This is a genomic window from Celeribacter naphthalenivorans (genome assembly GCF_020524585.1).
Taxonomy (GTDB): Bacteria; Pseudomonadota; Alphaproteobacteria; order Rhodobacterales; family Rhodobacteraceae; genus Celeribacter; species Celeribacter naphthalenivorans.
Window position 1 is genome coordinate 277006 of record NZ_JAIVLK010000004.1, and the last position, 24949, is coordinate 301954.

Here is a 24949-nt window from a genome sequence, read left to right on the forward strand (position 1 = left end):
GATGCGCGCAAAGAACCGAAGAAACGCAACGGATTTGCGACCGTTTGGTCAAAATCCCACAAAACTTGCGTGACAGCTTTACATCAGCTTGCGCATCATCCCCAAAGCGCGTTTGCGCCAGCCTTTGAAGGGCGGCTCGGCCAGTGCCATGGCGTTGCGCTTGGCCTGACGCACCACGGGTTTCAGGTGGCTGAAGGTCTCAAATCCAGCGCGACCATGATAGCTGCCCTGACCGGAGGCGCCGACGCCGCCGAAGGGAAGCGTGCCAAAACCCACATGGATCGCAACATCGTTCACCGTCACGCCGCCGGAGATGGAATTCTCGAGCCAAAGCGCTTGCTCGTCCTTGTCGTCCGAGAAGACATAAAGCGCCAGCGGATGGTCGCGGGCGGCGACGAAATCCAATGCCTCTTGCGGGTCGTCATAGGGGATAAGCGGCAGGATCGGGCCAAAGATTTCTTCCTGCATCAGGGCGATGTCTTGCGGCGGATTAAGCACCACGGCGGGGGCGAATTTGCGGGCGTTGCCTGTGGCTCCTTCGAGGCGGAAGACTTGCGCGCCTTGCGCTTCGGCCTCCGCCAGCATGGCGGTCAGGCGGGCGTGATGGCGTTCGGAAATGATCGCGGCGTAATCGGCGCTTTCAGGCCCATCCGGAAAGAAATGCATGAAACCGCCCATGATCGCATCCGCCATGGACAGCATCTTTTTGCGCGGCACCAAAACGTAATCGGGCGCCACGCAAACCTGCCCGGCATTCATCGCCTTGCCCCAGGCAATCCGCCGCCCCGCGCGGTCGAGATCGGCATGGGGCATGATGACGGCGGGGCTTTTGCCGCCCAGCTCCAAGGTGACAGGTGTGAGATTGCGCGCCGCCGCTTCGGCCACCTTGCGCCCGACCGAGGTGGAGCCGGTGAAGAACAGATGATCGAAGGGCAGGGCCGAAAACGCCTCTGCGATCTCCGGCCCGCCGGTGACGGTCGTGACCTCTTCGGGGGAAAAAGCGCCTGAGAGCATCTCGGCCAAAGCCGCAGAGGTGCGGGGCGTCAATTCAGAGGGTTTGAGCATCACGCGATTGCCCGCCGCCAAGGCCGCGACCATCGGCGCCAGCGCAAGCTGCACCGGGAAATTCCACGGCGAGATGATGCCGACAACGCCCAGCGGTTGCGGTCGGATTTCGGCGCGGGCGGGTTTGTACACAAGCGGCACAGGCGCGCGACGCACCCGCATCCAGCGTTTCAAATGTTTCTTGGCCTGGCGAATCTCGCCCAGAACCAAGTCGATGTCGTAGAGGCGGCTTTCGATCGCGGGGCGATGGGAAAAATCATCGGACATCGCCGCAATCAGCGCGGGTTCGGCCGAGAGCAGGGCCTCTTGCAACCGCGTCAAACGGTCCAGCCGCAGGTCCAGATCGACAACCGGCTGACCGCGTTGGGCGGTCTTTTGGCGGCGGAACATCTCGGTTATTTGGGCGGTCATGTCGGCCTCTCGCATCGTTTCGGGCATTCAGCCAGAAAAGATGGGCAAGAAAAAGGCCCGCCGGAGCGCTCAGACGCCGTTGCGGCTCAGGGCGCGGCGTAACGTGGCGCGAAACCCGTTGCGCGACGGCTCCCACAAACAGCCCAGCACAAAGGCGAAAGGTCTAATCTCGGTCATGTCGCGGGTCCCCCAAACAACACACAGATGGCTCTGATGCGCTGGTAAGGACAAAATGTCTCAGACAGGTGACAACTCTGCGAAAGCGCTGTGACGCAACGAGGGATGGCATGCCACCCCATGATCGAACTGCCTAAAAACTCTGCAAATAAAGCGTTTCTCAAAAAACTTGAGGCACTCAATTTTTGAGAAACGCAGCAATATCAATTCAGTGTGGCTACGTTTTGCGCTCAATCTGAAACAGATTAAACGAAAAACGCTTTAGAAGCACATTCCAACTGATCTCTGGATTACCGGAACCGCATCCATTAGCATAAGCCTGAAGAGAGTTGTGCAAGGGTTCAGGGATGAAGATTGCGGTTGCCGGGATCGGCTATGTGGGGATGTCGAACGCGGTTTTGCTCGCGCAGCATCATGAGGTTGTCGCGGTGGATATTTCCGAGAGCCGTGTTCAGATGGTCAACGCGCGCAAGTCGCCGATTGTCGATGCCGAGCTTGAGGATTTCCTTGCCCACAAAGAGCTGAACCTGTCGGCCACGACGGACGGGGCCTCGGCCTACACCGGCGCGGATTTCGTCATCGTGGCAACGCCCACGAATTACGATGAAAAGTCGAATTATTTCGACACCTCCTCGGTGGAAGCCGTGATCGCACAGGTCATCGCGGTGAACCCGACGGCGACCATCGTGGTGAAATCGACCATCCCCGTCGGTTTCGTCACCCGCGTGCGGGCAGAGATGAACACGGATCAAGTGATCTTTTCGCCGGAATTCCTGCGCGAAGGCCGTGCACTCTACGACAACCTGCATCCCAGCCGGATCATCGTGGGTGAGCAATCGGACCGTGCCCGCACCTTTGCCGATCTCCTGGTCGAGGGCGCCGTGGACAAGGATGTGCCGGTGCTCTTCACCGATGCCGATGAGGCCGAGGCGATCAAGCTTTTCGCCAACACCTACCTCGCCATGCGCGTCGCGTTCTTCAACGAATTGGACAGCTACGCCATGGCGCGCGGCATGGATACGCGTCAGATCATCGACGGCATCGGCTTGGATCCGCGCATCGGCAGCCATTACAACAACCCGTCGTTTGGCTACGGCGGCTATTGCCTGCCGAAAGACACCAAACAGTTGCTCGCCAACTATTCCGAAGTGCCGCAAAATCTGATCGCGGCCATCGTCGAGACCAACCGCACGCGCAAGGATTTCCTCGCCGACCGGATCATCGCCAAAGGCCCGAAGGTCGTGGGCGTCTACCGCCTCGTGATGAAAGCGGGCTCGGACAATTTCCGCCAGTCGTCGATTCAGGGCATCATGAAGCGGATCAAGGCCAAGGGCATCGAAGTGATCGTCTATGAGCCGGTGCTCGAGGACGACGATTTCTTTGGCTCGCGCGTGGTACGAGATCTGGATGCGTTCAAATCGGAGGCCGATGTCATCATCGCCAATCGTATGACCGATGATGTTGAAGATGTTGCGGACAAGATTTTCACCCGCGACCTGTTCCACGCCGACTAAGGACTGCCCCCCATGCCTACCGCTCTCGTCACCGGCGCCGCCGGGTTCATTGGCTCTTTCGTCTGTCGCACTCTTTTGGAAGAGGGCTGGCGCGTTATCGGTCTCGACTGCCTGTCGGATTACTACGATGTGGCTTTGAAAGAGCGCCGCGAAGAGACTTTGTCGGCCTACGAGGGCTACCGCTCCGTGCATGACAAGGTCGAAACCCCCGGCCTGTTGATGTCGCTGTTCGCAGAGGAAAAGCCCGATGTGGTGATCCACCTCGCGGCGCAGGCGGGGGTGCGCTATTCGATCGAGAACCCGCGGTCTTACCTTGAGAGCAACATCATCGGCACTTTTGAATTGCTGGAGGCCGCGCGGGCCCATCCGCCCAAACACATGCTCTTGGCCTCGACCTCATCGGCCTACGGCGCCAACACCGTGATGCCCTATCAGGAGGTGGTGAAGGCAGATCATCAGATGTCCTTCTATGCGGCGACGAAAAAATCAACTGAAAGCATGGCGCACAGCTACGCGCATCTCTTCGGCCTGCCGATCACCATGTTCCGCTTTTTCACGGTCTATGGCCCTTGGGGGCGGCCCGACATGGCGCTCTTCAAATTCACCAAGGCGATCCTCGAAGGTAAGCCCATCGACGTCTACAATTACGGCGATATGAAGCGCGATTTCACCTATGTCGAAGACCTCGTGCATGCCATTCGCCTGTTGATCGACGCGGTGCCCGTGCGGCCCGAAGACGGCGTGGTCGAAGAGGGCGACAGCCTCTCGCCCGTGGCGCCCTACCGCGTGGTGAACATCGGCAACTCGGACGCCGTGCAGCTCACCGATTTCATCGCCGCCATCGAGGCTGCGACCGGCCAGACCGCCGAACGCAACCTGATGGAAATGCAGCCGGGCGACGTGCCCGCGACCTGGGCCGACGCCTCTTTGCTCAAACGCCTGACAGGCTACGCCCCGAAAACCTCCGTGCCCGAAGGCGTCGCCAATTTCGTGCGCTGGTATCGGCAATATTACAACGCCTGATCGCCGACGCTTTTCCGTGCGATATGACGTGAGATTTTGCCTTGTGTCTCTGTGACGGCTCCATTACACGGGTCGACGGAGACGTGGCCGAGTGGTCGAAGGCGCTCCCCTGCTAAGGGAGTAGGCGGGAAACCGTCTCGAGGGTTCGAATCCCTTCGTCTCCGCCACCCACCATTTTCATACAGTTATATTCAGACCTACTCAGCGCCATATGGCGCTGTTTTTGTTTGATTATATGCATTCGTTGTTGATCTTCGAATTTCTTCGATTACACTCATTTCTGTTCAATGGGTGGTATAAAATGTGGTATATCCATGGCTCTCCATAGCGGCAAACTGACCAAGAATCTGGTGCGAACGCTTGGTCCCGGTCGGCATGGCGACGGAAACGGTCTCTATCTTGTGGTAGACCCCAGCGGCGCACGGCGCTGGATTGTGCGCGTCACCGTCAAGGGGCAGCGGAATCGGGAAGGCAAACCCCTGCGCACCGATTTTGGTTTGGGTGGCGCGGACATCGTGACGTTGAACCAAGCGCGTGACCGTGCGCTTGAATATCGCCGCATGGCGAAGCAAGGCCTCAATCCGCGCTACAATGTCCGTCAAGAGGTGCCTTGTTTTGAAGAGATCGCCCAGCAGGTTCACATTGAGCGTCTGCCGACGTGGAAGAATCCCAAGCACGGGCAGCAATGGATCAACACGCTCGCTGAATATGCCTTCCCGAAGATCGGGCGCTTGCCGGTATCGGAGGTCGGGCAGCCCGAGGTGTTGCAGGTTCTGCTTCCGATCTGGACCGAGAAACACGAAACAGCCAAGCGCGTTGCGCAACGGATCAAGGCCGTGCTGGATGTGGCAAAGTCGAAGGGCTTCTACACTGGCGAAAACCCCGTCAACACGATCCGCGATGCCAAGGTGTTGCCGCGCGTCAAACAGAAGGTGCAGCACCACAAGGCGATGCGCTGGCAAGATGTGCCCGCCTTCTATGCCGACCTTGCGACGCGGGACGCCACAGCGGCAAAAGCGCTAATGTTCACCTGCCTGACTGCAAGCCGGACCAGCGAGGTCTTGCAGGCCCGTTGGGACGAGTTTGATTTCGATGCGATGCTCTGGACGATCCCGGATGAACGGATGAAGGCCGGAGAGGAACACCGCGTCCCCCTGACACCCCAGATGATCGCCATATTGGAGCCATTGAAGGTGCTGCGATCAGAGGCGGTGTTTGAGGGGCAGAAACGACACAAGCCGTTGTCAAACATGGCCATGCTGATGCTTCTGCGACGCATGAAGATCGAAGGGATTACCGTGCATGGCTTCCGCTCGACTTTCCGCGATTGGGCTGCAGAGCGGCCTGATGTGTCCCGCGAGGTGGCTGAGATGAGCTTGGCGCACAAGGTGGGGTCGGATGTCGAGCGCGCCTATGCGCGGTCAGACCTGTTGGAGAAACGGCGCATTCTAATGGAGCAGTGGTGTTCCTATGTTACTGGGTAATGCTGAGCCTGCAAAGCTTGCCGCTAAATATTCTGCTTGGTGACTGAACCAAGGCGAAGCGTACCGAACAGAAATGAACTCTTTCAAAACAAAGCTTAGACACTTAATGTCTGATGGATGTTCATGTTATGTTTTCGAGGTGCGATATGAAAGAAGAGCAGTTTTTTGTCGAAAAAGGGGAAGTAACTCGCGCACGAATGAAGCTGGCAGTCGATTTGGAAGAATTGCTGTTAAAGCTTGAATTGAAAACTGAAGATCCTGCGGAAGAAATGAATTGCGTGGCTTTATTGCTGCAGGCACGCGTGACAAGTGTGCCAATCGCAGTAGGACAAACCCGATTGAGTTCATTTTCTCATGAACTTAAAGATAAGGCTGCGTTATCGAGATCTTTTGAGGGAGCGATTGCTGCAGCGGCGAAGGTGAAACCGCACTTCCCCGACGACAGCAATATCGCTCAGAAATTCATAAAAATGTGCGAGGATCTGCTCCAGCAAAATGATGCCGGGATGGATGTTTTGCAGAAAACTCGGGATGCGATGAGATCGCATGACATGGATATTCCGGTTCAAGTTGCGATTGCTCTTCGAGTTATATTGGAGCGCTTCTCCGGAAGAAAATTGGTGAAAACTAATAATATAAATTGGGGGCCGGAATCGGGGAAACTGAGCATTTATGATACGTTACGGTCAGTCTATGATCTCATGGGCATTGGGACTGATAGCCGAGCCCCGGCAAATAAAGCTATGCAAGCCAGCGAAGACAATGAAATGCTGGCTTATTTCCAAGAATATTTCTTGAATCCTAGGCTGACGCGAATAGATTACCTAGACTTCATTGAAGATACACTGGCTTGTCCGGCTAATTTGGAGCTGGAGGACATGCCTGCTCAACCTCTTATGATTATGCCATTTCCTGACGAAAAGCCAGAATGGGTGCCTTTCGCCTGCGTGTGAAATGCCGAACCATGGCGACGATAAGTTGGCCCTATTTCAACAATCGAATGCAATAAGCGTTTCCTCAGAAGTCTTGATTGAGCAGCTAAAATGATTTGAGTTCCACCTTTTGGTGGAGCCTGACCTACAACGCTGGATTACCTGTCTTCTGCAAACAAGCTCTCATGGTGTCGCTGATGTTCATCTTCAGCATATTTTGTGCTTCTCGCTTGGACTAAATAGTCGCCACTTGTAAGCCCGCCGACAGTGAAAGTGTGAGCTCTTTTTGACATCGTATTGTCATGGACGTTTTTCGAGGAGACAACTGTGTCGTCTTCGCTATCGTCAACTATGTCATTGTCATAAGCGTTGAACAAATCTTCGAGCTTAATATCGCCGTAGATGTAATAGATGGCCCCCAGAATGACGATCAGGATCAATGTTTCCATAGTCGAACTCCTTTTTATCTCCTGGCTCTAAAGTGGACGTTTCTCGATTTGACAGCATTGCACGGTGCCGCCGGATTGAGCGGCACCGAATTGGGGTTATCTCTGCGCGAGTTTTGTCACTGTGCCGCCCGCCTTCTGCAGGCTCGCGACAATTCCGTCATGCATTTTACCAATGAACTGGGAACTGTTGCCAAATGCGCTGCTGGCGAGTTGCTTGCCGAGCTCGGCGGGTGAAACACCCCCTGTTTTTTCGGTAAAGCTGCTGTAGACATCGACATTCACACCGCCACGGTATGGCCAGACGCAAACCGTGTAGCCGGTGCTTTCGCCATAGCCCGCAAAATCACGGTCACTGGCCCGGATGACGGCCATGGCTCCATCACAGGTTGCAACCAGAGCTCCCCCGGTCAATGCACCGAGATTGCTTCCGGCCAGCGCATCCTTGACTTCCAGCGCGCCCGGTTGAGCGGGTAGACTTGCAGGGGTAACTGAGCGCTGCACATTGGCGCTGCTTACGCGTGTTTTTACTGCAGCCACAGTGGCATCAGTGACAGTGGAGGCTGAAAGCCCCGTGACGCGATAGGTTGTCACTGCACGTTTCGTTTCCACCGTTGGCGCTCCGCAGCCTGCCAGTGCAAATGTACCAGTTAATAACACTGCCATGATAAATTTGGGGTTGAGGTTCATATTGGTCTCCTTCTGAAAAAATGCTGGCTCAAAAACGAACTGCGTGGCTGGCAAGAATTGGGTGCTTTGTAAGGGCTGGTTTCAGCACAATTGTCTTGGCCGTATTCGGCTTTGCTCCCAGCGTGCCTGATCAAGAGTGGAACGCTCTGCGGTACGTGCTCGATCAATCATGCAGAGGCAGAAGTTTTGCAGGGCATCTGTTAAATGTGCGGTGTTAAGTGCGAAGGATTGTCCGCCGAGACTGGCCTGATGGCGGTTTCCGTCTTCGAACTTTACGAGGCAGAGATACACCGCAATACAGTCGCCGCCACGATAGGCAAATTGCAGACCAGCCTTGTGATGATCCAGATTGCCACTGCCATCCCAGCTCAGAACAGCCGCGCGACAGAGATCTTCATGTATATCTTGCATCTTTATTTGGCGACCATGAGACCGAAGAGCATCACCACATTCCCTAAATACTGGCAGCAGAATGTGGTGACGGAGGACGGACCAGACCTGTTGTTCTGAGAGGTCACCAATCGAGGGCATGTGCGTCTGCCATGGCGCTTTATCGTATGCTGAGGACCTAAACATCTCAGAATTTCCAATACTCAAATTGATCGCCGTCATGAGCGCTATTAAGCGTAATCGGGCAGATTTAGAGAGATCATTCTGTGAATATAATTCTGTGTCAACGCATTGATTTTATTATTATTGTGTGTGGATATAACTTCCTTTGCAAGGCGGGAAATTGTTGCGTTGTAACTTCTCTGGCGAAGGTCAAATGTTTCTTTTTACGTCCGACTTTCTTCGATCTGGCTGAATTTGCCTGATTTTGGCTTGCAGGCGTGCAGCGCAGTTGAACATGATCTCTCGACAGGTATGAGAGAAGTTCCCGTGCAAGCTGCTTTTGTTGCGCGAGAACTTCCCTCCTAAGCCTTTTTCTGCGGTCAGAGCAGCAGTCTCACCTCCGGCAATCCCGCCGGGGCTATTCTTGTGCCCATCGGAAAATAGCTCAATGGTACCTTTCGATCAGCGCCAATTTCTTCGCGGGGATAAAATGTCGTTGCCATGAAGGCGGGTTTGTAACGGGTTAGGCAGCGCTCAAGTTCAAAACCGGTGATATTCGGCACTTTGGGGTTTAGATATCCATAGTGCTCCAAAATCGGCATGAGAATCCCAAAGTCTGCTTGGTCTGGATAGCTGTGCCCATACCAGTCCTCGGCCAAAAGATAATCACGGAATAAGATCATATCCAATGTTTCCATTTTGAAAAACGGCAGGCTTTGCCCGGTATCTTTGCCGTCGACATAGATATCAGCGAGCAAAAACGACCCGCCGTATTTGTTCCACGGACAGAGGGCAGCATACTCGAGAAAACGCCGCAACAGGTGTAGGTCTGAGCGCTTTGGCTGCCAGCGAAAACGAGGGTTGATATCACGGTCGACGCTGAGGTGATCCGCTTTCTTGATAAGTTGTGCGAGCGGATCATGAAACGAGATATGTTCCAGATAATTTTCGAGCAACGACACTGCGGTCGTGCTGAGGCATCGCAGCGAAGACAGCAGCTCTGGTGGGACAATCGACCGCCATAGATCAGATGCAGCGGCCTCGTGGCCACGCACGAGACGAGAGCTTTGGTATTCCAACAGCACATGAGTGACGCTGTGTTTCTGGGCCCAGTCCCACATCGTCGTTTCGGTCGGATCCCACTTTGAACCAATTGGCTCTGGCTGGTTCAACTCACCGAACCCTCGATCCTGTTCTTCGAGGCGAGCCGGATAGACATGAAAAGTGGTGAGAACCTTGCCGACATCGTGCAGCAAACCACCAATAAAGGCAGCAATCACCAAGCTCTGATCGAAATTTTCTTCATCTTCGGCCAATGTTGCCGCAATTGAGGCGGTCTCCAGCGAGTGGTAGAACAAGCCTCCAGCCGTTCTGTGATGGAACGTGCTGCTGGCGGGCAAGCACATCATATAGCGCAGGCAATTCGCGATCATTTGGTGAATAAGTTGCTTGTCCGCAGCTCGAAACAAATCGAGGCGATTGACGACCAGACGGATCAGCTTTTGGTAAGACTGGAGCGTGAGTTCGGGGTGAAAAATTGGGTACCGCGACGCGCGGTAATATCGACCGAAGCTCAGGGCATGGCTATCATCTTGTAAATGCAGCATATGTTAATCCTCGAAGTCATATTTTGGTTTGGAGCGGCAGAATTTGCGCAGCTCTGCGAGACGCTCAGTGCGGAACCGGATCACCGCCATTTGACGCTCGATTTCGATAAGGTTTTCCCGAATATCGCTGGGGAAATCGGCAAATATACGAGCGCTATATCGGTACTTGCCGCGCAACCTCACGGGTTCCGTGGGAGTGAACTTTTGTCCGCTGATGTTGCGACTTTTTCCACGAAACTTGACCCACTCGACCCGCGGCCCCAACATATCGGCTCTGACCCGGACGATGACGCCTAGGTTCACGCTCTGGCCCTCGCGTTTGCGATACTCGGTGAGAAGTTCAACCGCTTGGTCTCGAAGGGTCTGGGCGTCTTCGATCAACACTGCTTCGAGTTCGGGGAGCCAGTTGAGGAGACATTTTTCAAATTCGAAAGCCAAGTCGACGGAGGTTATCGGTGCCTTATTTTCTTCGTCATGCATCACTTGTCCTCACACACACAGACAACTAAAATGACGACCAGATTTAGCGGTGTGCTTTTCATGGCTGCTGAGTTGGATGCGTCGAGCATTTCGCGACATTGTTCTTAATGTTACGGTCGGCGAGGGCCGTCGCATCGTGGGACGAGAAACAGGAAGCGCACGACGGGCAAGTGACAGGTCATTCATCGTGCATCGCCCCCTTTTATCTTGAGATGGCCAGTCTTGTTGTTCGTTGAGGCGAGATCGAGAATGATTTTGACTTGCTGGGTCCAACCGTCCGATTCAACAGGCTTTGGCCAACGGCCCGGCAAGCGGTAAAAGCTTCTCCCGTGCTCGTCGCGTAGTTGGACGATAAGTTCATTCAGCGGTGAAATACCCTCGCGGGCTAGGCGCTCATCCCATGTGCGCTCAAAAATGCTCTGGCCAGCCGGAACCAACTGGAGGGTGGCATGAGATTGCCATTCCGCCGCATCAATAGACTGGGGTCTTTTTTCTTTTCTTTTTTCCCAAGACATTTTTGTCCACTTACGTGGGACATTTTTGTCTCGCTCTTCGCACAAGAATGTCCGGGTTTAGCCTTATGAAGGAGGACCACTTTGTCCGCTTCTTCTGTTTCGCGAAGTTCTTGGGCCGCCTGACGCGATGAAATGGAAGGTGTATATTCCGTGGAATGGCCTTGCCCGCTTCCACGCTTGATTTCGAACCAATTTTTGTCAAGTTCGCGGACCAAGCGCTGGACGGTCTTCTCACTTTTGAGCCCCAAATCTTTACAAACGGTCGCGTGGGAAGGCCATGCTTTGCCACGGTTATCGTTGTACCGAAGCACAGCCAGATAGACCGCAAAGTGCACAGCGCGCGCGCTCAAAGTGGTGTCTTTGACCAAAAGGCGCAGCCATTGAAGTTGAACCTCTTTGAAGGGACGGAGGTCAGACATTGCTATTGCCCCTCCGTTGTGATTCTATTTTTCAAAAGCCACGTGTTCAGGTCTGAGCCTGCATATTTCACCCGCCGCCCAAATTTTATGTAACTCGGTCCGCGATGTTCGTGTCTCCAGCGCGCTCTTTTCTGTCGTGTTCCGAGCACGTCTAGCTCGACATCATCATCGTCATATAGCCTTTCATTTTCAAACAGTTCCATTTCAATCCTCCGCGAACATGCTGATGTTTTTCGTCACGAATCAGCATCGCAGATTTCCGATGGCTGCGCCTCAAACGGTTAGGAAGACGAGTGGAGTTGGAGTTTCGATGTTTTTCTAAAAAACATATTGACAATCATTTTTAACGGTTATTTTTGGGTGGTTTTCGTTGGGGCCGATGTGCATTTGGTACTGGTGTGAAATGGCAAAGGGCGCTAAAAACGCAGCCAAATTATTCAAAATAATGGGCTTTTCGGGGGAGCAGAATGGAATTGCACGAGCTTCTGGAGGGATATCGCGCGGCATCGCAAAATGAGCGTGAAAAGGGCGATTACTTTGAGCGGCTGGTCCGCGTCTTCCTTGAAAACGACGATACGCAGAAGCAATTCTACTCCGAGGTGGTGCCGTTCTCCGAATGGGCGAAAGCGCAGGGGTGGAGTAAGGCGGACACCGGGATTGATCTGGTTGCTACACTCGCGGATGGATCGGGATACGCGGCGATCCAGTGCAAGTTCTACGCGCCGAACCACAGCATCCAGAAACCCGACATCGACAGCTTCATCTCGGCGGCTTCGAACGATCTGTTCACACGCCTGATCATCGCTGACACCACCCGCAAGGAGTTTGGCAGGAACGCCAGAGAAACCCTCGACAAGCTGTCAAAGGACTGGAACCGGATCGGGATCAACGAGCTTGAGTCGAGCCGGATCGACTGGTCGCAGTTCATCCGCACCGGCACGATCAGCCTCGCGCCCAAGAAGCAGCTTCGTGACCACCAGCGCGATGCGCTGCAAGAAGTCATGGACGGCTTGTCAGAAGCCGACCGCGGCAAGCTGATCATGGCTTGCGGCACAGGCAAGACATTCACCGGACTGCGGATTGCCGAAACCATCGCGGGCAAAGGCAGGCGTGTGCTCTTCATGGTGCCCTCACTTGCGCTCATGTCGCAGACCGTGCGCGAATGGAAGAACGACTGCCAAGAGGATTTTACCGCATTCTCAGCATGTTCCGATACCAAAGTCGGGCGCAATGCCGATGCCGACAGCCTCGATCTGAACGTGCATGATTTGGCCTTCCCGGCGACGACTGACCCAGAGCGGCTGGCCCGTCAGGTCAACGATGCACCCGCCGACAAGATGACGGTCGTTTTCTCGACCTATCATTCGATTGACGTGCTGACGCGGGCGCAAAAGCAATACGGGCTGCCCGAGTTCGATCTGGTTATCTGTGACGAGGCGCACCGCACCACCGGCGTCACGTTGAAGGACGAGGACGACAGCAACTTTGTCCGCATTCACAGCAATGACCATGTGGCCGCAAAGAAACGGCTCTACATGACGGCCACACCCCGCATTTTTGGGGATGCCGCCAAGCGCAAGGCCGATGACCACGACGCCGAGCTGGCCTCGATGGACGATGAGACCAAGTTCGGCAAAGATCTGTTCCATCGCGGGTTCGGTTGGGCCATCGAGAACGAGCTTTTGACCGACTATAAAGTGGTCGTTCTGGCGGTGGACGAGGGGCTTATCTCAACCACCATTCAGAACCGCCTCAAAGAAAGCTCCGAACTCAAACTGGACGACGCAACCAAGATTATCGGCTGCTACAAGGCTCTAACGAAATCCGATCTAGCTGCCGATCTGGAATTCGACCCGCGACCTATGCGCCGCGCACTGGCTTTCTGCCAAAGCATTGATAAATCGCGAGCGATCCAAAACGAATTCACTCAAGTCGTTGAGGAATACACCGGCAACGAGCTGATCGACGACGCCCGCCACCTCTACACCGAAGTCCGCCACATCGACGGCAGCTTCAACGCCAGCGCGCGCGAGGAAATGCTGAATTGGCTCAAGACCGATGCGGGCGACGACACCTGCCGCATCCTGACCAATGCCAAGGTTCTCTCTGAGGGGGTGGACGTGCCCGCGCTTGACGCCATCATGTTCATGCACCCGCGCAAGAGCCAGATCGACGTTGTGCAATCCGTTGGCCGCGTTATGCGCCGCGCCGAGGGCAAGAAGCTCGGCTATGTCATCCTGCCCGTGGCCATCCCGCCCAATACCAAGCCCGAAGAGGCGCTGAACGACAACGAACGCTACAAGGTCGTCTGGCAAATCCTCAACGCCCTGCGCGCCCACGACGAACGCCTAGACGCCCGCATCAACCAAGCCAAGATTGGCGAAGACATCAGCGACAAGGTGGAGCTGGTCCGCATCTCCTCGGAATCCGAGCTGCGTGAACTGACCGCCGTGGTCGATGACTTCGCCACCTCAAAATCCAAAGCGGCTAAAAAATCGGATATCGGCAGCGATGCACCCGAGCGCCGCCAAAGCGATGCGGTCATCGAACAAACCGAAATGGTCTTCGACGAATTCACCCGCGCCATCATGGCCAAGATCGTCGAAAAATGCGGCACCCGCGAATATTGGGATACCTGGGCCAAGGACATCGCCAAGATCGCCCAGACCCACATCACGCGCATCACAACCATCATCGCCAAGGGTGGGCCCGAACGCACCGCCTTCCTCGCCTTTCTCGAAGAACTGCATGACGACCTGAATCCCGAGATTTCCGAGGCCGAAGCCATCGAGATGCTGGCCCAGCACCTCATCACCAAGCCGGTTTTTGATGCGCTCTTCAAAGGCAGCCGCTTCACCAAGGAAAACCCCGTTTCCCGCGCGATGGAGATCGTGCTGGGTCAGCTCCATGAGCACAATCTGGAAAAGGAATCCGACAGCCTCGCCAAATTCTACGCCAGCGTGGAACGCCGCGCGGCGGATGTGAAAACCGCCCAAGGTCGCCAGACGCTCATCACCGAGCTTTACGACAAGTTCTTTCGCACGGCCTTCCCCGTGCTGACCGCGCGGCTTGGCATCGTCTACACCCCTGTCGAGGTGGTGGATTTCATCATCCACTCGGTCAATGACGTGCTGAAAGCGCAGTTCGGCCAGACGCTCGGCTCCAAGGGTGTGCATATCCTTGACCCCTTCACCGGCACCGGTACCTTCATCACCCGCCTGCTGCAATCGGGCCTGATCGCGCAGGACGAGTTGGAGCACAAATACAAGCACGAGATCCACGCCAACGAGATCGTGCTCTTGGCCTATTACATCGCCGCCGTGAACATCGAGACGGTCTATCACGAACTGGCCTATGGCTCGCTCTCGGCCAACGCGCCCTATGACCCGTTCGAGGGCATCCTGCTGACCGACACCTTCCAGATGTATGAGCAGGAACGCGACATGGTCGCCAACCTTCTGCCCGATAACTCGGAGCGCCGGACCAAGCAAAAGGCGTTGGATATCCGCGTGATTATTGGCAACCCGCCTTATTCCGCAGGGCAGAACAGCGCGAACGATAACGCTGCGAACATCGCCTATCCGCAATTGGATGCAAAAATCCGCGACACCTATGCCGCGCACTCGACGGCAACCCTAAAAAATTCGCTTTACGACAGCTATATCCGAGCCTTCCGTTGGGCGAGTGATCGGATTGGCAATGCTGGCGTCATGGCATTCGTGACCAATGCGAGTTGGATCGACGGGAACGCCGCTGATGGGATGCGCAAATGCCTCGCCGAAGAGTTCAGCGATCTCCACATCTTCCATCTTCGCGGCAATCAGCGAACGTCCGGAGAGATTTCGCGTAAGGAAGGTGGCAAGATTTTCGGGTCGGGCAGCCGTGCGCCGATTGCGATTTCGGTGCTCGTCAAGAATCCCGACGCCACCGCACTCGGGCATATCCATTTTCATGACATCGGCGACTACCTCGACCAGAAGAAAAAGCTGGCGATCATTCGGAACTTTGGCTCAGTTGATGGCATTTCGAAAGCCAACGGCTGGAAAAATATCACGCCGGATGAAAATAATGATTGGCTTGATCAGGTGGATCGCAGCTTCGATAAATATATAGAAATCGCTGCAAAAAACGGCGCCAGTGTATTCTCAAGATACTCTGGCGGCCTAAAAACGAACCGTGACGCATGGATCTATGCTTCGTCAGTAGCGATGCTTGAAGGTCAAATTTCTAGAAGCGTTGACTTCTTTAATCAGCAGCTTGACGAATTTACCTCTTCGTCAACCCCCCTTCCTGCCAAGGACTTTGTTAAAAAAGACCCAAGTTTTTTTAGCTGGACTGACAAGGCCTACAAGCTGATCGAGTCCGGTAAAGGTCAGCAGATATCGAGAGAGAAGTTTCGCATCGGCATGTTTAGGCCTTTCGACAAGCGCCATTTCTACTTTGACGAAAACTTGATCGAACGACCGGGTTCTTGGAAGGATTTCTATCCACCTTCTGGGGTTGGTGAAGGCGTAAATCGGACAATCTGCGTCTCAGGTAGGGGCCATCGCGGAGCGTTTTCAAGCTTGATGGCTGACTCCGTCCCGAACTACAATTTTGCCGATATAGATAACAATCAATGCTTCCCCCTCTATCTCTATGAAGAAACCCAACCCGATGACGGCCTCTTCGCGGCCTCGGGCGATCAGACGAGCGGCCTCACCCGCCGCGATGCGATCACCGATCAAGGTCTCGCGCATTTCCAAGCTGCCTATCCGGGGGAAGAAATCAGCAAGGAAGACCTGTTCTATTACATCTACGGTCTGCTGCACTCGCCCGATTACCGCGAGCGCTTCGCCAACAACCTCGCCAAACAGCTCCCCCGCATCCCGGCGGTGAAAACCTTTGCCGACTTCGCCGCCTTCCGCGACGCGGGTCGCGCCCTAGGCGATCTGCATGTGAATTTCGAAACCGTCACGCCCTACATGGTCACCTTCAAGGAAGGCGACCACCGCCTGATCCCCGAGGCCGAGGCCACGCCTGCGAAATTCTACCGCGTCAAAAAGATGAAGTTCGGTGGCAAGGGCAAGGAAAAGGACCGCACTACCGTCATCTACAACGAAAACATCACCATGCAGAACATTCCGCTGGAAGCCTATGACTACGTGGTCAACGGCAAACCCGCGCTGGAATGGGTGATGGAACGCCAGGTGGTCAAGGCCGACAAGGCCAGCGGCATCGTAAACGACGCCAACGACTATGCCAACGAAACTGTCGGCGATCCGCGCTATCCGCTGGAGCTGTTCCAGAGGGTGATCACGGTGAGCCTTGAGACGATGAAAATAGTGAACAGCCTGCCAGGGCTGGAGATTGAGTGATGAGATTTCATGTTCTGCCCCGGAAGGTGACTAGGCCACGCAGCGGGAAAAACGAAGTTTTTCTTACGATCGATCATTGGAACGACTATTCGTATGTCACCAGTTTTCATGTCTATGTTTTCGACGAGAATGGAGTCGGTGCCGAGTTGCCAAATATTCGCATAGGTTTCGTCGGTCAAACTACTGACGTTGAAACCTATAAAAAGCTTGAGGAAGGTTTCGAGGCACTTTCGCAAGAATTCTTCTCTCTGGGCATCGGAGTCGAATACTATAGGCAGCTTCATTCTGACTTCAGTGAAGCCTGGCGCGCTCAATATCTGGAAGGGTTGCAAGATGTCGTTTGGAACCTGGATCACTTGGAGCGTGTTGAGCACGAAAAGGTGTTTCAAACAAGTCATTTGCGGTCGGTCACTGTTAGCCGAATTCGCGATCAATATGCGAGCGTGTTACGCGGCGATGTTGAGCTGACCGATTTCGATTTTGGCTTTCAGATGCCACAAACTGAAAAGTTCGCAGGGTTCGACCTTCAATTTAAAGTTTCCGCGAACTCCACACCAAGCACGAACATGCACGCTTTGATCGGGCGAAATGGCGTGGGTAAAACCACACTCTTGACTGAAATGGTGAATTCAGTCCTGCAAAAAGAGGAGAGTGCCTCTTACTTTTACAAAAACGAGTGGCATGGGCCGCAGCGTATCGTTGGGAACTATTTTAATCGGGTCCTGTCGGTCGCCTTTAGTGCATTCGATCCATTTGAACTTCCCGCAAAGAATGAGGAGGAGACATACCAGTACATCGGACTGACGGACCTTTCTGACTCCGGCAAAACCATAACAAAATCGAAAGACCAGCTTTACGAGGAATTTATAGAGGGGCTCAAAATCTGTTTTGGGGAGCCAAGACGAAAGAGTCGTTGGATTCAGGCGGTTGAAACGCTCCAAAGTGATAAAAACTTTGAAGAAATGCGGCTTCTTGAGCTTGTAGATCTGAGCGAAAATGAGGCTTTGGATATTGCGCTGCGCCGGATCAAGAAAATGAGTTCTGGGCATACGATCGTAATTCTGATCATGACTTTGCTCGTTGCGAACGTAGAAGAGAAGACATTGGTTCTTTTTGACGAGCCAGAGGGGCACCTACATCCCCCTCTATTATCTGCTTTGATGAGAAGTTTGAGCCAGTTGCTATTCACTAGAAACGCTGTCGCAATTATTGCTACCCATTCGCCCGTGGTCCTTCAGGAAATTCCCGCTTCCTGTGTGTGGAAGGTTTTTCGGGAGCGGCGGAGCTCAGATAAAATGAGGCCGAAAACTGAGACGTTTGGGGAGAATGTGGGTGTTCTAACCCGCGAGGTTTTCGGTCTTGAAGTTGAAAAATCCGGTTTTCATAACGTGTTGCGCCATTTGGTTGAGCGAGGCGGGACCTACGATGATATCCTGGAAACGCTTGGCAAACATCTCGGTGCCGAGGCAAGGGGAATTCTTCGCGCAATGGTTGCAAATCGCGATGAAAATGACATGAAGCAATGAGAAATCTGCCCCAACCGCCTTTTGGAGCCACGGAACTTTTTGACGAGAGTGTTAACGGTCTTACCGACGATGCACTTCGCGAAAAGTTCGAAAATAATCGGGATAAAGTGGTTTCTGCATTTAATGACTTTGCGGCAAAAACCGCTGCAGTGTCATGGTGCGCATTGCCTCGATGGGGCCGAGGACATGATGAAGCTAAAGTTGCCGGAGAGCTTACAAAGGGTGATCTAGTCAATTTGTACGACAGTGGCGTCGTGAAATCCAAGGCAAGGCCACGTGACATTTACGACGCTATCAAGCTCGCGGCTCATGATGAGTGTCCATATTGTGGTGGTGTTGGTGACATAGGTTTTGACGGAGAACTTGGCACGGCCGATCACTTTTTGCCGAAATCAAGATTTCCTGTTTATTCCGTTCTGCCCTTGAACTTAGTGCCCGCTTGTAGTGTGTGTAATAAGGGAATGGGTGATAACTTCCCTACTGAACGCGAAAAGCAACCGTTGCACCCCTACTTAGATTCCCCTCATTTCTTCAACGTGAAATGGACGTCGGCTCAAATTGTTGAAGATTTGCCGGTTATGGCGAACTTCAGTGTCGTTCCGCCTGAAGATTGGTCAGAAATCGATAAAGCTCGTGTAAAGGCTCATTTCGATGACTGTTCACTGGCCTCGCGATACCGGTCTCGTGTCTCATCTGAGGTAACCCCATTAATTTCACAGCGCAAATCTAGCTTGTCTTGGCTCAGTGCAGAAAAGTTTAAGGCGCACCTGCAAACGGTGGCTGACGAAAGTAGTCTGCCGATCAATGGCTGGAAGCGGACCCTGTATGCGGCATTGGCGGCGTCGGATTGGTTCTGTAGTCGCGAGCGGTTGGTCGACAAGGAGGAGGAGGTGCTCTTTGTGCCGTAGTGGTATGAAGTGTGGTATGTTTTTATTTATCTTTAAAATTATTAACTTAAAATCAGAACTTGATAGGTTTACTGGGCGGACTTCGTCTCCGCCATTAGGCTCTTTTGCGTGGCAAAAGATACCGACACTCTACCTGCATCAAAAGAGTTGGTATTGCTTTCCTGCCCTGAGGCAGGGGCTGGCAATTGGCTTGTCGGCCTCAAAGGCTTCACGGGTTCCCAGAGCGGGCAGACGGTGAGACTAGACTAAATGGTCAATTTTCGCGTCTTAGAGCTATCGGAACCAGACATGACGCGGTAAATGAAAACCCGACAGTCCCGCAAAGACACAAGACATTCATTGCCGTAGGAAAATATTCGTGTCCGAGAGCCTCGCATACGCCGAACTGATCGCCGTTCTCGTCGCTGTGACGGACAATGAGCCGCGTGTCATGACGATTGATGCCGGGGAAGCCTTGCCGTCAGGGCCGTTTGAGACGAGCCATCGCACGCTGCAAAGTGGGCTGCGCGCCTGGGTGGAAAGCCAGACCGGGCACCCCGTCGGATATCTGGAACAGCTCTATACCTTTGCGGATCGTGACCGGGCGCTTGATGCCGGGACCGGTGCGGCGCAAACGCGACATATTTCGATTGGATATCTGGGGCTTGTCCGCGAACAGGTGGCCCTCGGCGCCGGACGCCCGGAGTGGCACAGCTGGTATGAATATTTCCCGTGGGAAGATCACCGGGACGGCCGTCCTGATCTGTTGACGGGTCTCTCAGAGCGGCTTTTGGACTGGGCTGGCGATCACGAGGTCCGTAGGCAGAGGGTCGACTTTCTTTTCGGGCTCAATGGTCAGCTCTGGAACGAAGATCTGGTCTTGCAACGCTATGAGTTGATCTATGAGGCCGAGCTTGAGAAAGTGGCGGGGTTCGGTCGTCAAATGGCGAGCGATCATCGGCGCATTCTGGCCACCGGGATCACGCGGCTCAGGGCCAAGATCAAATATTACCCCGTGGTCTTCGAATTGATGCCCGATAGCTTCACGCTCTTGGATCTTCAGCGGATGACCGAGGCCTTGGCGGGGGTGAGGCTGCATAAATCGAACTTCCGTCGGCAGATCGATCAGCAGAACCTGATCGAGGAAACCGGCGAGATGTCGAGTGAGACGGGCGGGCGGCCTGCCAAGCTGTTCCGCTACCGGCCCGCCGTCGTCGAAGCGAGCAGCCTTTCGGGCGCGCGCCTCCCTTATTCACGACACTGACTGTCATGGTCTTGACATAAACTCAGATGGAGAATAAGTCATGCCTCGGATGTACTCAAATCGAGTACAAGGAGGACCCTATGACGACCATGCGCTTGCCTGAGCTTTACGACCGCGTTTCCAAAATCATTCCGCACCCGGACTGGATGCTGTTTGAGGATGACATTGCGGCCATTCTCGAGCTGAAAAAACAGAAAAACGCGGTCATCCTCGCGCATAATTACCAGACCCCCGAAATCTTTCACGGGGTGGCCGACATCGTGGGTGATAGTCTGGCTCTGGCGCGTAAAGCCGTGGACGTCGAGGCCGATGTCATCGTGCTGGCGGGCGTGCATTTCATGGCGGAAACGGCCAAGCTCTTGAACCCGGAAAAGACCGTTCTGATCCCGGACATGCGCGCGGGTTGTTCTTTGGCGGAGTCGATCACGCCGGAAGACATCGCACTTTTGCGGGCCGCGCATCCGGATGTGCCGGTCGTCACCTATGTGAACACCTCCGCCGCCGTCAAAGCCGCCTCCGACATTTGCTGCACCTCCGGCAACGCCAAGCAGGTTGTCGAATCTCTCGGCGTGCCCAAGGTTCTGATGCTGCCGGATGAATACCTGGCCCAAAACGTCGCGCGGGACACGGATGTCGAACTGATCGCATGGAAGGGTCACTGCGAAGTCCATGAACTGTTCACCCCGCAAGATGTGCGCAGCATGCGCGAGGCCTATCCCGGCGTGACCATCCTCGCGCATCCCGAATGCCCGCCCGAGGTCGTCGCAGAGGCGGATTTCTCCGGCTCGACGGCGGTGATGTCGAATTATGTCGGGGAGGCAAAACCCGCGCGCGTGCTGCTTTTGACCGAGTGTTCGATGAGCGACAACGTGGCGGTGAACCACCTGGATGTGGAGTTTGTGCGGCCCTGTAACCTCTGTCCGCATATGAAACGGATCAGCCTGCGCAACATCCGCGAGACGCTTGAGACCGGGCTTCACGAAGTGACCATTGATCCTGCGGTCGCGGATGATGCGCGTCGCGCGGTCGAGCGCATGCTCGCAGTCTGATGCAGAGCCTTGAAAAGCTGGCGGGCCAGGTCGTCGTTGTCGGGAGCGGTATTGCCGGCCTGATGACAGCGCTCGAACTGGCGCCTCGGCCCGTGGTGCTGGTCACCCGCGCCGAACTTGGTCGCGAAAGCTCAAGTCTCTGGGCGCAGGGTGGCATTGCCGCAAGTCTTGGGCCGGATGACGATCCCGAGCTGCATCTTGCCGATACGCTCGCGGCCGGGGCGGGGCTTTGCGATCAGGAGGTGGCGCGAGGGATTCTCTCGGACGCGGGCGATGCAATCGCGACCCTGGAACACTACGGCGTGCGGTTCGACCGCAAGGCCGATGGAACCTTTTCCCTCGGTCTCGAGGCGGCCCACGGGCGGCGCCGCATCCTTCATGCAGGTGGCGACGGATCGGGTGCCGCGATCACATTGGCCTTGGCCGAAGCCGTGCGCCGGACGCCGTCGATCACGCTGTTGACCGGCGTGGAGGCGCGCCGAGTGCTCACCGAAGAAGGGCGTGTCACCGGGCTTTTGCTTCAGACGGAGACAGAGGCGGGCATTCTGTCCACGACGCAGGTGGTGCTGGCGACCGGCGGTCTTGGCGGTCTCTTTGATGCCACAACCAACCCCTCCGGCAATGTCGGGCAGGGCGTCATGATGGCCGCCCGCGCAGGCGCGCTTCTGACCGATATGGAGTTCGTGCAATTCCATCCCACCGCGCTCGATGTCCCGCGCACGCCGCTGCCCCTCGTCAGCGAAGCGGTCCGGGGCGAGGGGGCGTGGCTGCTCAACGGGGCAGGCGCGCGGTTTATGCAGGACACTGAAGGGGCGGAGCTTGCCCCGCGTGACGTGGTGGCCCGTGCGATCCATGCCCAGATCGCGCAGGGGCAGCGTGTTTATCTCGATGCGTCCCGCATGCTTGGTCCGCGATTTGCCACAGCCTTTCCCACCATCGACCGCCTGTGCCGTGAGGCAGGGATTGATCCCGCGCGCGACCCGATCCCGGTCCGCCCGGCGGCGCATTACCACATGGGCGGCGTGGCCACGGACGCCTTTGGTCGCACAAGTCTTGCGGGCCTCTGGGCGGTTGGAGAATGCGCCGCGACGGGGCTGCATGGGGCCAATCGGCTCGCCAGCAACTCTCTTTTGGAGGCGGTGGTCATGGCGCGCCGTGCGGCGAAGGCTTTAGGCGAAACTCCGGCTTCCGCGACAAAAGGGGCTCTGCGCACAGCTCTGGCCCAGCCCTTGCCTCGCACCGACGTGGATACTGTTCGCCCCATCGTTTCCAACCATCTCGGGCTGATCCGTGACAAGGCCGGGATTGACGACGCGATCCGCCGTTTGCGTCCGCTGGTCTTGGATGACGGCCCGGCCTCTGATCCCGCGCTCGTTGCGCTCTCGATCGCATGCTTTGCCGCGCTGCGTCTGGAGACGCGGGGCGGACATGCGCGGCGGGATTTTCCGAACCTACTGAGCAAACCCATCCGCCACCGGATGGACCTTGATGACATTCTGGCCGCGACCGCTGATCTGGGCCCGGCCAAGCCTCCCCTCGTTTCGGAGTATATGACGTGACCCTTTCTCCTCTGCCTCACCTGATGATCGAACCCGTCGTGCGCCGCGCGCTTGAAGAGGATCTCGGCCTTGCCGGGGACATCACGTCGATGGGGGCAATCCCCGCCGGGCATCGCTCGGTCGTCACCGCCGTGTCCCGCACGCAAGGCGTCATTGCCGGCCTCGATTGTGCCGAAATTGCCTGTCACCTCGTCGATCCGAAGATCAAATTTACTCGCCTCGTCGAAGATGGTGCGCCCGTGTCGCCCGGCACCCATATCGCCACCTTTGAAGGCCCGTCGCGGAGCTTGCTGACTGCCGAACGCACGGCGCTTAATTTCATGGGGCATCTGTCCGGCATCGCCTCTGTCACGGCGGAGCTGGTGCGCGCGGTCTCTGGCACGAAGGCGGCGATCACCTGTACGCGCAAGACCACGCCGGGGCTGCGGGCGTTGGAGAAATATGCGGTGCGCGCGGGCGGGGGGATGAATCATCGCTACTCTCTCGCCGACGCGGTTCTGATCAAGGACAACCATATCGCTTTGGCCGGTGGGATCCGCCCGGCGCTTGAAGGTGTGTGGGCTGTGGCGGGGCATCTTGTGAAGATCGAGATCGAGGTGGACACGTTGGATCAACTGGCCCAAGTGCTTGAAATCGGCGCGGACGCCGTGTTGCTGGACAACATGTCCCCTGAGATGTTGCGCGAGGCCGTGGCCATGGTGGATGGGCGCGCGATCACCGAAGCCTCGGGCGGCATCACGCCGGAAACGGCGGCTTCCGTGGCGGCTTCTGGTGTGGATTTGATCTCTCTGGGCTGGATCACCCATAGCGCGCCGGTGCTGGATATCGGGCTGGATTTCATGCCGGAATAAGGGATGGCGTAGGTCAGCAAGGCTGCCCTCCAGGACGTTTCGCGAAAAAATCGGCCTTTTCATAGGGGTACGCAGGACTGCGTGCCCTTCGCCGCCGTCGCGGTTCAGTCGGGACTAGTCCCGAGTTTTCGGCAACTCTCTCCAAAATCATATCGAGCTGCGGCCCCTTGAGGGCGCGCGCTGCCCCCTTTGTCACCCGGTTCTGCCGTGGGGGGCTAAGGGCGTGTTTGGATTCTTCCCAAAATGCCACTTTTTCCACCCTCGAATGTATACAAAGTATTCTGGGTCAATACAAAAAATAGCCTGTTTTCACTAAAAAAATGGTGAACATGTTCAAAAACAGCATTGATCGACGTCAGGAATCAACTCATTGTATACATATGAGCCAAGAGAAAACCGTCTATAGCAAATTGCGCAGCATGATCCTGAATGGCGCCTTCGACGCCGGAGAGCGGCTGACTGAACTGAAAGTCTGTGAAGCACTGGGGGTGTCGCGGACGCCGGTCAGGGCCGCTCTGTTGCAGCTGGCGTCTCAGAATCTGGTCATTGGACAAAGCAATCGGGGGTACACCGTGCGCGGCATCACCGTCGAAGACGTGTGGGGCGCAAATGTTGTGCGCTCGGTCCTCGAGGGCGCTGCCGCCGGTATGGTGGCGCGCGAGGGGGTGGACGGCGATGTGCGTGACACGCTTGAGCAAAGCCTGAAGGACTACGGCCAGCTCGCGCGGCATGTCGAACTGTCGGATGATTTCCTGAATAACCATTCGGCTGCGAACCGGGTTTTTCACGAAACAATCGTTTCTGCGTCCAAAAATGAAAGCCTTTTTCGGTCGATTGAGACGCTGGCCTATATGCCCGTCCAGATCAACCGCGTGGTGTTCGCGTCGGATCGCGACTTTGCCATTCAGACCGTGCAATCCGGGCTGGCGGAGCATCAGAGCGTCTTGGCCGCGATGCTGTCGGGGGACGGAATGGCGGCGGAATTGCTGATGCGCACGCACAGTCAAAAAGCGTTGCGCGGCATCGAACATGTGCAGGGGGTGCTCGGGCTGGGGCCTGAATACCGCCAGATGCCATTTCACAAGTTCATCGGGGGCCTCGGGATTTCCGTGGTCGCCGCAGAATAAAAGCTAAATTGGAG

The 24949-nt window shown here is 55.6% G+C and carries 19 protein-coding genes and 1 tRNA gene; 14 read left to right on the plus strand and 6 right to left on the minus strand.

Going from position 1 to position 24949, the window contains the following annotated elements; genetic code table 11:
* Positions 1–78: 78 nt before the first annotated feature.
* A complete protein-coding gene (locus LC094_RS10765; protein ID WP_226552767.1) occupies positions 79–1476 on the minus strand; it encodes a coniferyl aldehyde dehydrogenase in 1398 nt (465 codons plus the stop codon).
* Between the two features lie 524 nt (positions 1477–2000).
* On the opposite strand from LC094_RS10765, the gene LC094_RS10770 reads away from it, so the two are divergent.
* The 5 genes from LC094_RS10770 to LC094_RS10790 all read left to right on the plus strand — a co-directional run bounded on the left by LC094_RS10770 (position 2001) and on the right by LC094_RS10790 (position 6627).
* Complete coding sequence (locus tag LC094_RS10770) at positions 2001–3167, plus strand: nucleotide sugar dehydrogenase (protein ID WP_226552769.1); 1167 nt, start codon at positions 2001–2003, stop codon at positions 3165–3167.
* Between the two features lie 12 nt (positions 3168–3179).
* Positions 3180–4190 carry an NAD-dependent epimerase/dehydratase family protein gene (locus LC094_RS10775; protein WP_226552771.1) on the plus strand — a complete coding sequence of 337 codons (1011 nt, stop codon included), beginning with the start codon at positions 3180–3182 and terminating at the stop codon, positions 4188–4190.
* 77 nt (positions 4191–4267) lie between these two features.
* A tRNA-Ser gene (locus tag LC094_RS10780) sits at positions 4268–4357 on the plus strand.
* A 147-nt stretch (positions 4358–4504) separates the two neighbouring features.
* Positions 4505–5674 (plus strand): tyrosine-type recombinase/integrase, encoded by a 1170-nt coding sequence (locus LC094_RS10785; protein WP_226552773.1) that lies wholly within the window; start codon positions 4505–4507, stop codon positions 5672–5674.
* Between the two features lie 146 nt (positions 5675–5820).
* Positions 5821–6627 carry a hypothetical protein gene (locus tag LC094_RS10790; RefSeq protein ID WP_226552774.1) on the plus strand — a complete coding sequence of 269 codons (807 nt, stop codon included), beginning with the start codon at positions 5821–5823 and terminating at the stop codon, positions 6625–6627.
* A 137-nt stretch (positions 6628–6764) separates the two neighbouring features.
* On the opposite strand, the gene LC094_RS10795 is transcribed toward LC094_RS10790, so the two are convergent.
* On the minus strand, positions 6765–7055 hold the full coding sequence (locus tag LC094_RS10795; RefSeq protein ID WP_226552776.1) for a hypothetical protein: 291 nt from the start codon (positions 7053–7055) through the stop codon (positions 6765–6767).
* A gap of 96 nt (positions 7056–7151) precedes the next feature.
* Positions 7152–7742, minus strand: coding sequence for a hypothetical protein (locus tag LC094_RS10800; protein WP_226552778.1), 591 nt, complete (start codon positions 7740–7742; stop codon positions 7152–7154).
* Positions 7743–7970: 228 nt separating this feature from the next.
* Between LC094_RS10800 and LC094_RS10805 the strand changes: the two genes are divergently transcribed.
* Complete coding sequence (locus tag LC094_RS10805; protein ID WP_226552780.1) at positions 7971–8252, plus strand: hypothetical protein; 282 nt, start codon at positions 7971–7973, stop codon at positions 8250–8252.
* A gap of 422 nt (positions 8253–8674) precedes the next feature.
* On the opposite strand, the gene LC094_RS10810 is transcribed toward LC094_RS10805, so the two are convergent.
* From LC094_RS10810 to LC094_RS10820, 3 genes are all read right to left on the minus strand, one after another.
* Positions 8675–9901 carry a TraI domain-containing protein gene (locus LC094_RS10810; protein WP_226552788.1) on the minus strand — a complete coding sequence of 409 codons (1227 nt, stop codon included), beginning with the start codon at positions 9899–9901 and terminating at the stop codon, positions 8675–8677.
* Positions 9902–9904: 3 nt separating this feature from the next.
* Positions 9905–10381: a conjugative transfer protein MobI(A/C) gene (mobI, locus tag LC094_RS10815; RefSeq protein ID WP_226552790.1), complete on the minus strand. Its 477-nt coding sequence runs from the start codon at positions 10379–10381 to the stop codon at positions 9905–9907.
* A gap of 385 nt (positions 10382–10766) precedes the next feature.
* Complete coding sequence (locus LC094_RS10820; RefSeq protein ID WP_226552792.1) at positions 10767–11315, minus strand: helix-turn-helix domain-containing protein; 549 nt, start codon at positions 11313–11315, stop codon at positions 10767–10769.
* A 467-nt stretch (positions 11316–11782) separates the two neighbouring features.
* On the opposite strand from LC094_RS10820, the gene LC094_RS10825 reads away from it, so the two are divergent.
* From LC094_RS10825 to LC094_RS10860, 8 genes are all read left to right on the plus strand, one after another.
* The gene (locus tag LC094_RS10825) at positions 11783–16672 is read left to right on the plus strand and encodes a DEAD/DEAH box helicase (RefSeq protein WP_226552794.1); all 4890 of its coding nucleotides are present in this window, start codon (positions 11783–11785) and stop codon (positions 16670–16672) included.
* Positions 16672–18198 (plus strand): AAA family ATPase, encoded by a 1527-nt coding sequence (locus LC094_RS10830; protein WP_226552796.1) that lies wholly within the window; start codon positions 16672–16674, stop codon positions 18196–18198. Before LC094_RS10825 ends, LC094_RS10830 begins: the two co-directional genes overlap by 1 nt.
* Positions 18195–19106 carry an HNH endonuclease gene (locus LC094_RS10835; RefSeq protein WP_226552798.1) on the plus strand — a complete coding sequence of 304 codons (912 nt, stop codon included), beginning with the start codon at positions 18195–18197 and terminating at the stop codon, positions 19104–19106. The genes LC094_RS10830 and LC094_RS10835 overlap by 4 nt, the downstream gene beginning before the upstream one ends.
* A gap of 358 nt (positions 19107–19464) precedes the next feature.
* Positions 19465–20349, plus strand: coding sequence for an NUDIX hydrolase (locus LC094_RS10840; protein ID WP_226552799.1), 885 nt, complete (start codon positions 19465–19467; stop codon positions 20347–20349).
* An 80-nt stretch (positions 20350–20429) separates the two neighbouring features.
* Positions 20430–21398: a quinolinate synthase NadA gene (gene nadA, locus LC094_RS10845; RefSeq protein WP_226552801.1), complete on the plus strand. Its 969-nt coding sequence runs from the start codon at positions 20430–20432 to the stop codon at positions 21396–21398.
* Positions 21398–22957 carry an L-aspartate oxidase gene (locus LC094_RS10850; protein WP_226552803.1) on the plus strand — a complete coding sequence of 520 codons (1560 nt, stop codon included), beginning with the start codon at positions 21398–21400 and terminating at the stop codon, positions 22955–22957. Before nadA ends, LC094_RS10850 begins: the two co-directional genes overlap by 1 nt.
* Positions 22954–23808: a carboxylating nicotinate-nucleotide diphosphorylase gene (nadC, locus tag LC094_RS10855; protein ID WP_226552805.1), complete on the plus strand. Its 855-nt coding sequence runs from the start codon at positions 22954–22956 to the stop codon at positions 23806–23808. The genes LC094_RS10850 and nadC overlap by 4 nt, the downstream gene beginning before the upstream one ends.
* Positions 23809–24188: 380 nt before the next feature.
* On the plus strand, positions 24189–24935 hold the full coding sequence (locus LC094_RS10860; protein WP_226552807.1) for a GntR family transcriptional regulator: 747 nt from the start codon (positions 24189–24191) through the stop codon (positions 24933–24935).
* The last annotated feature ends 14 nt before the right edge of the window (positions 24936–24949 follow it).

Bases quoted from the DNA above. Each gene is read 5' to 3' on its own strand.
- LC094_RS10820 (WP_226552792.1), bottom strand. From the start codon at position 11,315: ATGTCTGACCTCCGTCCCTTCAAAGAGGTTCAACTTCAATGGCTGCGC.
- LC094_RS10775 (WP_226552771.1), top strand. From the start codon at position 3,180: ATGCCTACCGCTCTCGTCACCGGCGCCGCCGGGTTCATTGGCTCTTTC.
- LC094_RS10790 (WP_226552774.1), top strand. From the start codon at position 5,821: ATGAAAGAAGAGCAGTTTTTTGTCGAAAAAGGGGAAGTAACTCGCGCA.
- LC094_RS10785 (WP_226552773.1), top strand. From the start codon at position 4,505: ATGGCTCTCCATAGCGGCAAACTGACCAAGAATCTGGTGCGAACGCTT.
- LC094_RS10795 (WP_226552776.1), bottom strand. From the start codon at position 7,055: ATGGAAACATTGATCCTGATCGTCATTCTGGGGGCCATCTATTACATC.
- LC094_RS10830 (WP_226552796.1), top strand. From the start codon at position 16,672: ATGAGATTTCATGTTCTGCCCCGGAAGGTGACTAGGCCACGCAGCGGG.
- LC094_RS10770 (WP_226552769.1), top strand. From the start codon at position 2,001: ATGAAGATTGCGGTTGCCGGGATCGGCTATGTGGGGATGTCGAACGCG.
- nadA (WP_226552801.1), top strand. From the start codon at position 20,430: ATGACGACCATGCGCTTGCCTGAGCTTTACGACCGCGTTTCCAAAATC.
- LC094_RS10860 (WP_226552807.1), top strand. From the start codon at position 24,189: ATGAGCCAAGAGAAAACCGTCTATAGCAAATTGCGCAGCATGATCCTG.
- LC094_RS10800 (WP_226552778.1), bottom strand. From the start codon at position 7,742: ATGAACCTCAACCCCAAATTTATCATGGCAGTGTTATTAACTGGTACA.
- LC094_RS10835 (WP_226552798.1), top strand. From the start codon at position 18,195: ATGAGAAATCTGCCCCAACCGCCTTTTGGAGCCACGGAACTTTTTGAC.
- LC094_RS10850 (WP_226552803.1), top strand. From the start codon at position 21,398: ATGCAGAGCCTTGAAAAGCTGGCGGGCCAGGTCGTCGTTGTCGGGAGC.
- LC094_RS10825 (WP_226552794.1), top strand. From the start codon at position 11,783: ATGGAATTGCACGAGCTTCTGGAGGGATATCGCGCGGCATCGCAAAAT.
- mobI (WP_226552790.1), bottom strand. From the start codon at position 10,381: ATGCATGACGAAGAAAATAAGGCACCGATAACCTCCGTCGACTTGGCT.
- LC094_RS10810 (WP_226552788.1), bottom strand. From the start codon at position 9,901: ATGCTGCATTTACAAGATGATAGCCATGCCCTGAGCTTCGGTCGATAT.
- LC094_RS10765 (WP_226552767.1), bottom strand. From the start codon at position 1,476: ATGACCGCCCAAATAACCGAGATGTTCCGCCGCCAAAAGACCGCCCAA.